At 73.8% G+C, this 13,802-nt stretch carries 12 protein-coding genes; 5 read left to right on the top strand and 7 right to left on the bottom strand.

The features are described from left to right. Nucleotides 1-445: 445 nt before the first annotated feature. A complete protein-coding gene (locus tag ACFY9V_RS33085) occupies nt 446-1,414 on the bottom strand; it encodes an A/G-specific adenine glycosylase (protein WP_391164074.1) in 969 nt (322 codons plus the stop codon). A gap of 139 nt (nt 1,415-1,553) precedes the next feature. Here ACFY9V_RS33085 and ACFY9V_RS33090 point away from each other — a divergent pair, with 139 nt between their 5' ends. Further along, nucleotides 1,554-2,453, top strand: coding sequence for a hypothetical protein (locus tag ACFY9V_RS33090; protein WP_391049625.1), 900 nt, complete (start codon nt 1,554-1,556; stop codon nt 2,451-2,453). A 108-nt stretch (nt 2,454-2,561) separates the two neighbouring features. Here ACFY9V_RS33090 and disA read toward each other — a convergent pair whose 3' ends face one another. Both disA and radA read right to left on the bottom strand, forming a co-directional pair. After that, nucleotides 2,562-3,722, bottom strand: coding sequence for a DNA integrity scanning diadenylate cyclase DisA (gene disA, locus ACFY9V_RS33095; RefSeq protein WP_391049623.1), 1,161 nt, complete (start codon nt 3,720-3,722; stop codon nt 2,562-2,564). 416 nt (nt 3,723-4,138) lie between these two features. Then, nucleotides 4,139-5,524 carry a DNA repair protein RadA gene (gene radA, locus ACFY9V_RS33100; RefSeq protein ID WP_355342306.1) on the bottom strand — a complete coding sequence of 462 codons (1,386 nt, stop codon included), beginning with the start codon at nt 5,522-5,524 and terminating at the stop codon, nt 4,139-4,141. Nucleotides 5,525-5,749: 225 nt separating this feature from the next. Here radA and ACFY9V_RS33105 point away from each other — a divergent pair, with 225 nt between their 5' ends. Beyond that, on the top strand, nt 5,750-7,630 hold the full coding sequence (locus ACFY9V_RS33105) for a hypothetical protein (RefSeq protein ID WP_391049620.1): 1,881 nt from the start codon (nt 5,750-5,752) through the stop codon (nt 7,628-7,630). Nucleotides 7,631-7,706: 76 nt separating this feature from the next. Further along, nucleotides 7,707-8,459, top strand: a complete 753-nt coding sequence (locus ACFY9V_RS33110; RefSeq protein ID WP_391164075.1) for a hypothetical protein — start codon at nt 7,707-7,709, stop codon at nt 8,457-8,459. Between the two features lie 45 nt (nt 8,460-8,504). Here ACFY9V_RS33110 and ACFY9V_RS33115 read toward each other — a convergent pair whose 3' ends face one another. The 3 genes from ACFY9V_RS33115 to ACFY9V_RS33125 form a co-directional block, all read right to left on the bottom strand. Then, the gene (locus ACFY9V_RS33115) at nt 8,505-9,167 is read right to left on the bottom strand and encodes a methylated-DNA--[protein]-cysteine S-methyltransferase (protein WP_391164076.1); all 663 of its coding nucleotides are present in this window, start codon (nt 9,165-9,167) and stop codon (nt 8,505-8,507) included. Then, the gene (locus ACFY9V_RS33120) at nt 9,164-9,661 is read right to left on the bottom strand and encodes a sigma-70 family RNA polymerase sigma factor (protein ID WP_355342318.1); all 498 of its coding nucleotides are present in this window, start codon (nt 9,659-9,661) and stop codon (nt 9,164-9,166) included. The genes ACFY9V_RS33115 and ACFY9V_RS33120 overlap by 4 nt, the downstream gene beginning before the upstream one ends. Before the next feature lie 126 nt (nt 9,662-9,787). Beyond that, a complete protein-coding gene (locus ACFY9V_RS33125) occupies nt 9,788-10,285 on the bottom strand; it encodes a methylated-DNA--[protein]-cysteine S-methyltransferase (RefSeq protein WP_355342321.1) in 498 nt (165 codons plus the stop codon). A 584-nt stretch (nt 10,286-10,869) separates the two neighbouring features. On the opposite strand from ACFY9V_RS33125, the gene ACFY9V_RS33130 reads away from it, so the two are divergent. Then, nucleotides 10,870-11,514 carry a hypothetical protein gene (locus ACFY9V_RS33130; RefSeq protein WP_391049616.1) on the top strand — a complete coding sequence of 215 codons (645 nt, stop codon included), beginning with the start codon at nt 10,870-10,872 and terminating at the stop codon, nt 11,512-11,514. Between the two features lie 355 nt (nt 11,515-11,869). Here ACFY9V_RS33130 and ACFY9V_RS33135 read toward each other — a convergent pair whose 3' ends face one another. After that, a complete protein-coding gene (locus ACFY9V_RS33135; RefSeq protein WP_391164077.1) occupies nt 11,870-12,682 on the bottom strand; it encodes a hypothetical protein in 813 nt (270 codons plus the stop codon). Nucleotides 12,683-12,812: 130 nt separating this feature from the next. On the opposite strand from ACFY9V_RS33135, the gene ACFY9V_RS33140 reads away from it, so the two are divergent. Beyond that, on the top strand, nt 12,813-13,781 hold the full coding sequence (locus ACFY9V_RS33140; protein ID WP_391164078.1) for a Ppx/GppA family phosphatase: 969 nt from the start codon (nt 12,813-12,815) through the stop codon (nt 13,779-13,781). Nucleotides 13,782-13,802: the final 21 nt, after the last annotated feature.

The following is a 13,802-nucleotide window of genomic DNA, read 5'->3' on the forward strand; positions in this document are numbered from 1 at the left end:
CGACATCGAGGACGCTACGGAGCGGATGTTGGGCTTTCGCCACCGCGAGCGCACAGCGGCCTCACAGCAACCCATCGGTTCTGTAACGGGTGGAATGCAAGCCGTGAATGGCTATGAATAGGCGCATTCTGCGATGAAACGGGCATTTACGGACCCGAGAAGTCAGGCGTCACAGGGGGCGCGGCCCACGAAAGCCGAGGTGGGAGTGGGTACGGGGCGGGCACGCGGAACCGCCGCGGGAGGGCGCGCGGCACCGCCGGGCCCGGATCATCCGGAGACCGTGCCCGGCGGAGAGCTGTGACGGTTACGGCGCTGTGACGGATGCGGCCCTGAAGCGGATGCGGCGCGGTGGCGGATGCGGCGCTGAAGCGGATGCGGCGCGGTGGCGGATGCGGCGCTGAAGCGGATGCGGCGCGGTGGCGGATGCGGCGGTGGCGGGTACGCCCTAGACCGGCAGCCGGTACACGCCGTCCGCCAGCGGCTCGACCAGGCCGTCCTCGACCAGGCCGTCCAGCGCCCGGGCCCGCTGCACCGGCTCGTGCCACACGGCGTCGAGCGCGGCCTGCGGTACGGGAGCGGTGGAGGCGCGCAGGACGGCCAGCAGCCGGCCGCGTACCTGCCGGTCGGTCCCGGCGTACGTCTGGCCCCGGCGCGGCGGCCCGTCGTGCGCGGGCGAACCGGCCAGCCGCCAGACGCAGCGCGCCGCGATCGGGCAGCGCCCGCACTCGGGGGAGCGGGCGGTGCACACCAGCGCGCCCAGCTCCATGGTGGCCGCCGCCCACCGCGCCGCGACCGGCTCCTCGGCCGGGAGGAGCGTCTGGGCGGTCCGCCGCTCGGCGGCCGTCGTCGCGTTCGGCGGATACGCGGTGCCGGTCACCGCGCGGGCGAAGACCCGCCGCACATTGGTGTCGAGCACGATGTGCCGCCGCCCGTACGCGAAGGACGCGACGGCCGCCGCCGTGTACTCCCCGACACCGGGCAGGGCCAGCAACTGGCCGTGGTCCTCGGGGACTTCGCCGTTGTGCTGGGCCGCTATGGCGGTGGCCGCCGCGTGCAGCCGCAGCGCGCGGCGCGGATAGCCGAGCCGCCCCCAGGCGCGTACCGCCTCGCCGGGCGACTCCGCCGCGAGGTCGGCCGGGCGCGGCCAGCGGGCCAGCCACTCCTGGTGCACCGGCAGCACCCGGACGACCGGCGTCTGCTGGAGCATGAACTCACTGACCATCACCGACCACGCGCCCGCGTCCGGCCGCCGCCAGGGCAGATCGCGGGCGTGCTCGCCGAACCAGTCGATCACCAGGTCGTGCAGTTCGGTGACGGCGGCCGGGGGAGCCGGGGGGACCGCCGAACCCGCGGGGGCGGCCGGGGACGTGCGGGCTGAGGTGCTGACGGAAGCGTCGCGGATGTCGGTGCTCATGTCCTCCCGATCCTCGCACAGGCCACTGACAGCGACCGGCCGTCCCCTTAAACGTGATGATCGGCAAAGACCGGCCGCCGAGCGGCGGGTGTTGCGGCGAGGCGCGGGTGATCTCCCCTAGAGTTCGGGTGTGGGCTCAATGCGCAATCCCGTCGGACCTCTGCCGTCGACCATCTACTGGCGGCGGCGGGCCGTTGCGCTGTGTGTGCTCGCGCTCGTCGCCCTGCTGATCTTCTGGCTGGTCAACTCGACCGGCGGGGGCGGCGGTAGCGGCAACAACGGCTCCTCGGGCACCCACACGCCGGTCGGCACGATCACGCCGGGCCCCGAGCCGACCGGTACGCACATCACCGGGCGCCCCGGTGGCCGCGACACCTCGGGCGGCGACAGCGGCGGCTCCTCCGGTTCCTCCGCGGGCTCCTCCGGCTCCGACGGCGGCTCCAATGGCGGCTCCAACGGCGGTGCCACGGACGGAAGTTCGGCCGGTGCCGGTTCCTCGGGCGGCAACGACGGCGGTACGTCGGGTACGGCGGGCACCTCGTCGTCCGGCGGCGCGGCCTCCGGCGGTGTCGCCACCAGCGGCGGCTCGGGCAACGGCGGCTCGGGCGGTCAACTGCCCGCCGGCTCCACGCTCCCCGACTGCTCGCCCGGCAGCGTCCAGCTCTCGCTGCGCAGCGTCCAGAACTCCTACTCGCCGGACGAGACCCCCGTCTTCGAGCTGCGCGCCGCGAATTCCGGATCCGTCTCCTGCAAGGTCGACTTCGGCCCCGCCAAGGCCGTCTTCACGATCACCTCGACCGCGGGCAACGCCCACACCTGGGCGTCCGACGACTGCCCCACCGCGGGCAGCGGCTCCTATCTCCTCCAGGTGCCCGCCCACGGCTCCACGACGTACACGCTCCGGTGGAACGCCAAGACCAGCTCCCCGAAGTGCGCGACCCCCAAGGGGAGCGCTGCCGCGCCCGGCACCTACCTGATCCAGGCCCGGCTCTCCGGCTACGGCGCCAAGCAGGTCTCCTTCGTCCTCTCCCAGGATTAGCCCCGGGGGGCTCGGCCCCCCGGCCGTCCCCGGTCCGCCGCTTCGTGTGGGCGGCGGACGAGGTCGGGGCGCTTCCGGTCCCCGAGGCAGCTGACTCCAGCGGTACGTCTAGACGTACCGCTCCAGGATGGACGACTCGGCGAGGCGGGAGAGGCCCTCGCGGACGGAGCGGGCGCGGGCCTCGCCGACGCCGTCGACCGTCTGGAGGTCGTCGACGCTCGCGGCGAGCAGCTTCTGGAGGCCGCCGAAGTGCTCGACCAGGCGCTCGATGACGGTGTTGGGCAGCCGGGGCACCTTGGCGAGGAGCCGGTAACCGCGCGGCGAGACGGCGGAGTCGAGGGATTCGGGGGAGCCGGTGTAACCCAGGGCCCGTGCCACGGTGGTGAGTTCGATGAGTTCGCTCTGCGGCAGCGAGTCGAGTTCGGCCATCGCCTCGTTGACCGTACGGCTGCGCTTGGCGGTCGGCTCCGGCACGTAGTCGCGGGCGACCAGTTCGCGCTCGGGCTCGACGCCCGCGATCAACTCGTCCAGTTGCAGGGCGAGAAGCCGTCCGTCGGTGCCCAACTCGATGACGTACTCGGCGATTTCGGTGGCGATCCGGCGGACCATCTCCAGGCGCTGGGCGACGGCGGTGACATCGCGCACCGTCACCAGGTCCTCGATCTCCAGCGCGGACAGCGTGCCCGCGACCTCGTCGAGGCGCAGCTTGTACCGTTCGAGCGTGGCCAGCGCCTGGTTGGCGCGGGAGAGGATCGCGGCGGAGTCCTCCAGGACGCGGCGCTGCCCGTCCACGTAGAGCGCGATCAGCCGCATCGACTGGCTGACCGAGACGACGGGGAAGCCGACCTGCTTGCTGACCCGGTCGGCGGTGCGGTGCCGGGTGCCGGTCTCCTCGGTCGGGATGGTCGGATCGGGGACGAGCTGCACGCCCGCGCGCAGGATCTTCGTCATGTCCTTGTCGAGGACCAGCGCGCCGTCCAGCTTGCACAGCTCGCGCAGCCGGGTCGCGGTGAACTCCACGTCCATCACGAAGCCGCCGGAGCACAGTGACTCCACGGTCTTGTCCATGCCCAGCACGATGAGGCCGCCGGTGTTGCCGCGCAGGATGCGCTCCAGGCCGTCACGGAGCGAGGTGCCGGGTGCGACGGCGCTCAAAGAGGCGCGCATCAGCCCGGCGTCGGCGCCGAAAACCCCGCCGGACCTGCCGGGGGAGTCGCCCGATGCCCTTCGGGCCGGGGGAGGGCCCCCTGCCCGGTCATTGGCTGCCACTCTGCAATCCTCCGGTCGCTACGGATGCCCAATGGGCGAGACCAGGGCAAAGTTTACGGCTTCCGGGGGGCGCGGCGCGGGCCGGACGGCTCCTACCGGGGTCCCACGACGGTCCTACGGGGGTCCCGCGACGGCGCGCGGGCTCTCCCGGGAGCGCGCGCGAGGCCCCGCACGACCGTGTGCCGGGCCTTCCGTGACTGTACGCCGCGCGCAACCCGAACGGGTGCCGGGTGTTCCCCGGAACCGCGAGCCGGGCGTTCTCCGGGAAGGGGTGCGGGGCCGATCCCCCGTGCCCGCGAGCCGGGCGCCCGCGGCCGTACAGCCGTACCCCTCGGCCGTACGGCCGTACGAACGCGGACGTCTGCACGGCCGTACGGGCACCGGCGTCCGCGGCCGTACCGGCGTACGCCGTGGCGCTACGACCGTGCGGTCCGCTTCGGCAGGGCCCGCAGCGCGTCCCCTATGTCCGCGACCTCCACCACCTTCATGCCCGCCGGGATCTTGCCGGGGTCCGGCGGTACGAGGGCGTGGGTGAAGCCGAGCCGGGCCGCCTCCGACAGGCGGCGCTGCACGCCGGTGACGCGCCTGACCTCACCGGCCAGGCCCACCTCGCCGATCGCCACCAGGTTCTTCGGCAGCGGGGTGTCGATGGCGGCGCTGGCCAGCGCGAGCGCCACCGCGAGGTCGGCGGCGGGCTCGGTGAGCTTCACACCGCCCACGGTCGCGGTGTAGATGTCCTGCTTGCCGATGGCCTTGATCCGGCCGCGCTGTTCGAGCACCGCGAGCATCATCGACACGCGCGAGTTCTCCAGACCCGAGGTGGTGCGGCGCGGCGAGGGGATCTGGGTGTCGACGGTCAGCGCCTGCACCTCGGCGACCAGCGGGCGGCGGCCCTCCAGGGTCACGGTCAGGCAGGTGCCGGGCACCGGCTCGTCGCGCCGGGTGAGGAAGAGGCCGGACGGATCGGCCAGGCCGGTGATGCCCTCGTCGTGCAGTTCGAAGCAGCCGACCTCGTCCGTGGCGCCGTAACGGTTCTTGATGCCGCGGATCAGCCGCAGCCGCGCGTGCCGGTCGCCCTCGAAGCTGAGCACCACGTCGACCAGGTGCTCCAGCAGTCGCGGGCCCGCGATCGAGCCGTCCTTGGTGACGTGGCCGACCAGGATGGTCGACATCCCGCGGTCCTTCGACGCGCGGATCAGCGCGCCCGCGACCTCGCGGATCTGCGCGGTGCCGCCGGGCGCGCCGTCCAGTTCGGCCGACGCGACGGTCTGCACGGAGTCCAGCACCAGCAGCGCCGGCTTCACGTCGTCCAGGTGACCGAGAACGGCCGAAAGATCCGTCTCCGCGGCCAGATACAGATGGTCGGCGAGCGCGCCGATCCGGTCCGCGCGCAGCCGTACCTGCGAGGCGGACTCCTCACCGGTCACGTACAGGGTCGCGCCCTGCGCGCTGGACGCCTTCGCCGCCACGTCGAGCAGCAGCGTGGACTTGCCGACGCCGGGCTCGCCCGCGAGCAGGACGACGGCGCCGGGCACCAGGCCGCCGCCGAGCACGCGGTCCAGCTCCGGCACGCCCGTGGAGCGCGCGGTCGCCTGCCGCCCGTCGACCTGGCCGATCGGCCGCGCCGCCGTCGTCACCCGGCCGGGCGCGGTGGTCCGTACGGCGGGCGCGGCGCCGAACTCCTCCACCGTCCCCCACGCCTGGCACTCGCCGCAGCGGCCCAGCCACTTCAGCGCCGTCCACCCGCACTCGGTGCAGCGGTAGGAGGGACGGTCCTTCGAGACGGTCTTACGGGCAGCCATGCCGCCCACCGTAGCGGGAGGGTCCGACAAGGCGGCCGGACCGGCTCCTGCGGCTGCCGGGGGCGCTCAAGGGGGCGTGCGGCGCGGACATCGAGCGCACGCACGTGCGTTCACTCGTAAGAATGACGGAGCTGTCCCCTTTTGGGCAGCATCACTACCCATAAGGATTAACGCACGCCAGGAGAGCTGAACCGGGGGCCGTACCGGGCCTACCGTCGCCCGGTGATGAGCAGGCAGGAGACCCCCACCCAGAACCAGACGACCGGCGCACACCGCAAGCACCGCGCGCCGGCCGGCCGGGCCGCCCGCAAGGACACGCCGGGCGGCGAGGCGCCGCGCACCGAGGCGCCGCGTCCGGAGGGACCGCGCGTGGAGGGAGCGCGCGTGTCCCGCAAGGAGGCCCGCGGCGACGCGCGCAAGGCCGCCCGCAAGGAGCCGTCGCGCAAGGACACCCGCAAGGACGCCCGTAAAGACGCCCGCAAGGACGTCCGCCGGGAAGCGACGCACAAGGCGCACGACCGTCAACGCCCGCACGGCACGCTCCCCATGCAGCCGCCCGCGCACTACGAGCCGTATCTGGACGGCCTGTTCACGTACTGCCTGTCGATCCTGTGCGAGCACGACGCGGCGGCCGGGGCGCTCGGCGAGGTGCTGGCGCTCGCCGAACGGCAGCGCGGCCACCTGCGCGACCCGAAGCTGCTCCGCCCCTGGCTGTACGCGCTCGCCCGCTGGACCTGCCTGCGCCGGCTCGCCGCCGGGCCGCCGGAGCCGCCGAGCACGTCGGTCGCCGTCGCCGAGCAGCGGCACGCCCAACTCGCCGCGCTCGCCTGGCCCGAGGCCGCGGGCACCACGCCCGAGCAGCGCGAGGCGCTGGAGTTGGCGGTCCGCCACCAACTCCCGCCGCACGAAGTCGCCGCCGTCCTCGGCATCGACGCCGACACCGCGCGCGGCCTGCTCGCCCGCGCCGCCTGCGAGGTGGAGCGGACCCGCACCGCGCTGTCCGTCGTGGACACCGGCAACTGCGCCGCCCTCGCCCAGATCGCGGGCGAGACCAAGGTGTTGCTCGGTACGGCGCTGCGCACGGAACTCGTCAGGCACGTCGACGACTGCCCGGTGTGCAGGCGTACGGCGGAACGCGTCGTCGCCGCGGGGCCCTGGCCGGGGGCCTCGGGTGTACCGGGCGCTCCGGGGGCCGGGTCCACCGCCGTCCTCGCCCTCATCGAGGCGCCGCGCTCGGCCGCGTACGCCGCCCTGCTGCACGCCATGGACGCCGGGGCCGGGCGCTCCCGCGACGCCACCCCGCGCTTCGACCGGCGCGGCTTCCCCATGGACCTCAAGGACCGCGCCGCCCGCCGCGCGCAGCTCAGGCACCGGGCCGTCACCAGTACGGTCGTCGCGGCCGTCGTCGCCGCGCCCGTACTCGCCCTGTGGGCCGCCTATCACGCGGCGCCGCTCGGCGCCGACGCGCCCGGCACGGACCGCGCCGCCAGCGAGCCCGACGGTCTCAACGGCGACCCGTACCAGGAGGCGGGCAGTTCCCGGCAGGCCCCCGACCCCCAGCACTCCGGCGGTACGGACACCCCGGCGCCGGTCCTCACCACGACCGTCTCGACCGACCCCACGGCCGCCGGCTCGGCGTCCCCCGGCGGCAGTACGCTCACCGTCACCGCCAGCGGCACCACCGTCACCCTGACCGCGCGCGGCGCGGCCCCCGTGCACTGGACGGCCGACACCGCCGCGTTCTGGATCCGGCTCTCCGCGACCTCGGGCGACCTGCGGCCCGGAGAATCGGTCACTCTCACCCTGAGCGTCGACCACGCCCTGGAGCCCTCCGGCTCCTGGACCGCCCGCATCGCCTTCTCACCGGCGCACGCGACCGTGATCCTGCGCGGCTCCTCCACCCGCAATGTGCCGCCGCCCGCCTCCGACTCCCCGACCACCCCGCCGCCGTCCTCGTCCTCCCCGACGACGCCCCCGCCGACCACGCCTCCGCCGACGACCCCGCCGCCCACCACCCCGCCCCCGACGACACCTCCGCCGACGACCGCGCCGCCCACGACCGACGCCCCCAGCACCGCGCCGGAGTCGCCGAGCCCGGCCGGATAGCCGTACGGCGAAAGGGTGTTACTCCTGAGTAGCCGTACTCATGCCGGGCCGCCCGCGCGGCGGGACGATGAGCGGCATGGGGAAATTCACCGGCACGGTCGTGGTCACCCTCGTCACCGTCGGAACACTCGCCGTCGTCCACGCCGTCGGCGCACCGCTGTCCACCGTCCTCGGCACCGCCGCGGGCCTGCTCGGCCTGCTCTGGCTGCTCCTTCTGCTGACCGTGCCGTGGAACCTCTACTTCCGCGCTCACGCCGTCCTCGCCGAGATCCGGACCAGCCGCGAAAAGGGCCTGAGCGTCTCCCCGGAACGCGACACCGAGGCCGGGCGGATCGCCCGCCTGATGCTGCGCGTCGCCCTCGCGGGACACCTCGTCACGGCCGCCCTCGCGGTCGCCGTCGCCGCGGCGACCGGCCGCGCCGCCGGCTACTGGCTCGCCGGATTCTTCCTGCTGAGCACCGTCTTCCGGCCCGCCGGCGCCTGGTTCGCGGCGCTGCGGCGCCGCCTCGGCACCCTCCTGAAGGACGTCACCTACCCGCGCGACGACGTCCTCGCCCTGCGCGCCACCGTCACCCGCGTCGAGAGCGGCGCCAAGGTCCTGGAGGGCAAGGCCGAGGAGCAGTACCACGCGCTCGGCGAACTCCGGTCCGCGGTCGACGCGTTGGGCCTGTCCGTCTACGCGAGGGCCGACGGGACCGACCGCCGGATCGCCGCGCTGGCGCGGGAGTTCGAGGCGACGGTGAACCGGCTGACCGACAACACCGAGATCATCGCCGGTCTGAAGGCGTTTCTGCGGCTGCTGCGGACGGAGGACGGGGTGTTGCCGTAACGGCCTTGGTGGGTAAGGCCGTTGACGCGGGACGTCACGCCCGTCTCAGGCGGCCGTCTCCAGCTCCAGCAGCAGGTGCTTGGCGTCGGCGCCGCCCGCGTACTGCCCGGCCGAACCGTCCGAGCGCACCACCCGGTGGCACGGCACCACCAGCGGCAGCGGGTTGAGCGCGCACGCCGTACCCACCGCGCGGACCGCCCGCGGACTGCCCGCCGCCGCCGCCACCTGCGCGTAACTCGCCGTCCTGCCGTACGCGATGTCCGGCAGGTGCGTCAGCACCTCGCGCCTGAAGCCCTTCGACAGCCGCCAGTCCAGGGGGACTTCGAAGCCGCGGCGCTGCCCGGTGAAGTACTCGTCGAGCTGGCGGCTCACCGCGTCCAGCCGCCGCGGGGCGCGCAGCACCCGCGGGCTGATGGTGTCCGCGAGCTGCTGGAGCACCGCCGCGTGGTCCTGCACGGCGAACGCCACGCGCACCAGGCCCTTCTCGGTCGCCGCCAGCAGCAGCGGGCCCACCGGGCTGTCCAGCGTCCGGTACGCGACGTCCAGCAGCCCGGCTTGCCCGGCTTCCGCCGCCAGGCGCTCGTGGAGCCGGTCCATCGTCGCGTCGTCCTGCGCGGTGAGGGCTTCCAGGAGCTGGGCGGCCGTGTCGTTCGTGTCCTGCACGTCCTGCACGTCCTGCGTGTCGTTCGTGTCGTTCGCGTCCTTCATGAGGGGTCTCCTCCTCCCGCGGTGTCCCGCGGATAGCTGCGGCGCAGGGCCTTCACCCCGTCGGCGGCGGCCCTGCGCGCCGCGTCCGGGCTGCCGCCCGTCACGGCGGCGATGTCCTTGTACGGCAGGCCCGCCAGGTAGTGGTACGCGACCGTCTGCCGCTGCCGCTCCGGCAGCGCCTTCAGCGCCGTCCACAGATCCGGGTCCCAGTCCTCGGGCCGCCCGGTGCGGCTCGCCCGCTCGGGCAGCTCCGCCAGCGGTGTCGCGCGGCGCGCGTTGCCCCGCGTGATGTCGACGGCCTTGCGGTGCGCGATGGTCACCAGCCACGCCTCGACGTTCGCGTCCGCGGGCAGCTCCGGGTACGCCCGCAGCGCGGCCAGGAAGGTCTCCGACCACGCGTCCTGCGCGTCGTGCGGGCCCACGACGGCCCGGACGACCCGGAGCACCATCGGCCCGTGGTCGGTCACGATCTGTTCGAACAGTGGCTTGCTCACATGGGGTAAACGCGTGGGGGCGCCGAAACGTGAGGTGGCTTTCGCGGGGGGCTTTTCGACCTGCGGTCCGCCGCGGAACTGCGGTTCGCTTCGGAGGTGCGGTTCGCCGCGGAACTGCGGTCCGCTTCAGAAGAGGCGGTCCGCCGAGGCGGCGTCGGGCTCCTCCAGTTCCAGCAGGTACCGCTTGCGGGCGAGGCCGCCCGCGTAGCCGCGCAGGTTTCCGTCGGCCGCCACCACGCGGTGGCACGGGACGATCACCGACAAGGGGTTCAGGCCGTTCGCGGCGCCGACGGCCTGGGAGAGGGAGATGTCGCCGAGCTGGCGGGCGAGGTCGCCGTAGGAGCGGGTTTCTCCGTACGGGATGCGGGTCAGCAGGGTCCAGACGCGGCGCTGGAACTCGTTGCCCTCCGGGGTCAGTTCGAGGTCGAAGGTGTGCCGGGTTCCGGCGAAGTATTCCTTGAGCTGGTGGCGTACGTCGTCGAAGGATTCGTCGGCGCGTTCGCCGAAGGTGGTTTTGTTGGGCCTTCGTTTGTGGCCCTCGAAGTAGAGCCCTACGAGGGCGGGGCCCTCGCGGACCACTGTCAGGTCGCCTACGGGGGAGGCGATCACCGCATGTGTCCTCATCTTGCTTATTTTTCCCGCCCGCCCACCCGCCCACCCGTGCGGGTGCTTTCTTCGTCTGCGGGTGCCGCTTGTGCCTGGTCGGTGCCGGTCCGGGGCACCTCCTCGGGCGACGAACGTGCACCCACTTCGAAAACGTCCAGCCCTTGTCCGTTCGTCCCCCTGCGGGGGCACCCCGGCCCGTCCCCTCCCGGTACGTCGGCGTCCGCCTGTCCGCTGTGGCTGAGGGGGGGGAGGGGGTGGGTGGGCTCGGGTGGGGCGGCGTACGCCTGTCCGCTGTGGCTGAGGGGGAGGGGGTGGGTGGGCTTGGGTACGTCGGCGTCCGACGGGCCGGTGGGGGCGGAGGGGGTGGGTGGGCTTGGGTGGGGCGGGGGCTAGCATCCGGGGGCATGGGGACGCGGGGGTGGCGGCTTGGGGCCGTGGTGGGGGTGGCGGTGCTGGCGGGGGTGGGTGCCTCGGGGCCGGAGCGGGCGGAGGCGGTCCGTGCGACGGTGGGGCTTGGGCCGCTTCCGGCGGATCGTTACGGCTACACGCCGGAGGACTATCAACGGGAGAAGCGGGCAACGGCGTTGCTGGTCCGGCAGTGCATGGCGAAACGCGGGCACGCGGACTTTCCGCTCGATCCGCGCTACCCCGTCGACCCCACCGTGCTCACCGCGGTCAGCACTGGCTACGGCGCACTCGACCTCGCCAACGCGAGCCGCTGGGGCTACGGATGGGACCCGGCGAAGTCCACTCCCACGCGGCCGCAGGGCCGTCGTATGACCCAGGCCGAGTACGCGGACTTTCCGGCCTGCAACGTGGAGGCGAACCGGCGGCTGATGCGCGGGATCGACGTCAAGCGGGACTGGCTCTACGCGAGCACGCGCTCGGTCGAGATCGACAAGGCCGTCAAACGCGATCCCCGCTTGCTCGCGGCCTGGGACGCGTGGTCCCGCTGCGTGGCCGGCCAGGGGTTCGCCCGCTACTCCGACCCGCTCGCGGCCTTCGGCGACAAGGCGTGGCATCGCGGCAGCGACGGCAACACCACGCACACCCCGACCGAGCGGCGCACCGCCGTCGCCGACGTCACCTGCCAGCGCCGCCACCACACCGCCCAACTCCTGCACGCCGTACGCGCCCAGCAGCAGACCGCCGACATCGCCGCCCACCAGGACCGCTACACCGCCGGCCTCCACGCCCTCCAGACCTTCCGGTCCACCATCTCCGACACCCTCCGCCACCTCGGCTGACGACACCCCGCAAAGCGCCTCCCCCCCGAACATCGAACACACCCCCTTTGATCATCGTGTGGGCGTCAATACCCCGCAGCCGCCGACCGCGTTCACCGTCACGTCACCACCGTCCCCGGCCCCATCCACCCCCTCCTCCACCACCCCCACGGACCGTTGGGCGCCGACGTACCGGAGGGGACGGTGCGGGGTGCCCCCGCAGATTTGCGTGCCGACAGGGCGTTGACGGATGCGCGGGAGCAGGCAGCACGCAGCTCGAGGAGGTACCCCGTACCGGGACCGACCCCACGCACAAGAGGGCGCCCGGACGGTACCGGGACCGACCCCCCCAGCCGCCCCCACGCACAAGAGGGCCCTAGGAAGCGGGGGCAGCGGGGTCGGCGGGGTGGGGGGCCAGAAGAGGAAGGTGGGGGGTGGACAGGCGGGACTCGCACAGCGCAGCGAGCACGGCGTAGGCGTCGGGACCCATGAGTTCCGTCAGCTCCGGGCGGTACGACACGTAGACCGGGTCACCGGCACCGTGCGCGGACGTCGCCGACGTGCACCACCAGTGCAGGTCGTGGCCCCCCGGCCCCCACCCCCGCCGGTCGTACTCCCCGATCGACACGACCAGCACCCGCGAATCGTCCGGCCGGTCCACCCAGTCGAAAGTCCGCCGGATCGGCAACTGCCAGCACACGTCCGGCTTCGTCTCCAGCGGCTCGCGCCCCTCCCGCAGGGCCAGCGCGTGCAGCGCGCACCCCTGGCCGCCCGCGAACCCGGCCCGGTTGGAGAAGACACACGCCCCGTCCACGACACGCGTCTGCCGCTCGCCCTCCTCGTTCTCCATCGCCCACGCGCCGTCGGCGCCCTCGGCGTGGAACTGCCACGTCTCCGGCGTGAGCCTGGCCACATGCCCGGCCACCCGCTTCTCGTCGTCGTCGTCCGAGAAGTGCGCGCCCAGCGAACAGCACCCGTCGTCCGCGCGCCCTGCCACGATCCCCTGGCAGCCGCTGCCGAAGACGCACGTCCAGCGCGAGGTGAGCCACGTGAGGTCGCAGCGGAAGACCTGCTCCTCGTCGGCCGGATCGGCGAATTCGACCCAGGCGCGGGCGAAGTCCAGCCCCACCTCGTCGCGGACCGTGCCTGCACTCTTCTTCTTGGCCTTGAGGGCCTTCACCTTCGCCACGCGCCCAAGAGTAAGACCGGAATGCGCCGAATGGTCGCCAACGGGTCGCGGATCGCCCACGCGCCACCGCCCGGCGGCCCCGCGCGGCCCGCGGAACGGACACCCACGTCGGCGCGCTAGCGTCTTGCCCATGCGACTCGGAGTGCTCGACGTGGGTTCCAACACCGTCCACCTGTTGGTGGTGGACGCGCACCCGGGCGCGCGCCCGCTCCCCGCGTACTCGCACAAGGCGGAGCTGCGCCTGGCCGAACTCCTCGACGAGCACGGCGCGATCAGCGACGCCGGCGTCGACCGCCTGGTCGCCACGATCGCGGACGCGCTGCGCGTGGCGGAGGACAAGGGCGCCGAGGACGTGCTGTCCTTCGCGACCTCCGCGGTGCGGGAGGCGGCGAACGGCGAGGCCGTCCTGGCCCGGGTGGACGCGGAGACGGGCGTCCGCCTCACCGTCCTGTCCGGCGAGGACGAGTCGCGGCTGACGTTCCTCGCCGTACGCCGCTGGTTCGGCTGGTCGGCCGGGCGGCTGCTGGTGCTGGACATCGGCGGCGGGTCGCTGGAGGTCGGCTACGGCATGGACGAGTACCCGGACGCGGCCGTGTCCCTGCCGCTCGGCGCGGGACGCCTGACCGGTTCGTGGCTGCCGGGCGACCCGCCGACCGCCCACGACGTACGGTCGCTGCGCAGGCACGTACGCGCCGAGATCGCCCGTACGGTCCCGGACTTCGCCCGCTTCGGCCGGCCCGACCACGCGGTGGGCACGTCCAAGACGTTCAAGCAGCTCGCCAGGCTCGCGGGCGCGGCCCGCTCCGCCGACGGCCTGTACGCCCAGCGCCGGCTGCGGCGCGGCGCGCTGGAGGAGTGGGTGCCGCGGCTCGCGGAGATGACGGCGGCCCAGCGCAGCACCCTGCCGGGCGTCTCGGTCGGCCGGGCCGGGCAGCTCCTGGCGGGCGCCCTGGTCGCGGACGCCGCGATGGACCTCTTCGGCGTCGAGGAGCTGGAGATCTGCCCCTGGGCCCTGCGCGAGGGCGTCATCCTGCGCAAGCTCGACCTGATGGTGAACGACGCCGGACCGGGGGCGGCCCTGGCCCGCTGGGGCGACTGAGCCGGTCCGCCGCGCCCGCCA

Origin of the sequence: Streptomyces sp. NPDC008317 (genome assembly GCF_042955955.1) — a bacterium.
GTDB lineage: Bacteria > Actinomycetota > Actinomycetes > Streptomycetales > Streptomycetaceae > Actinacidiphila.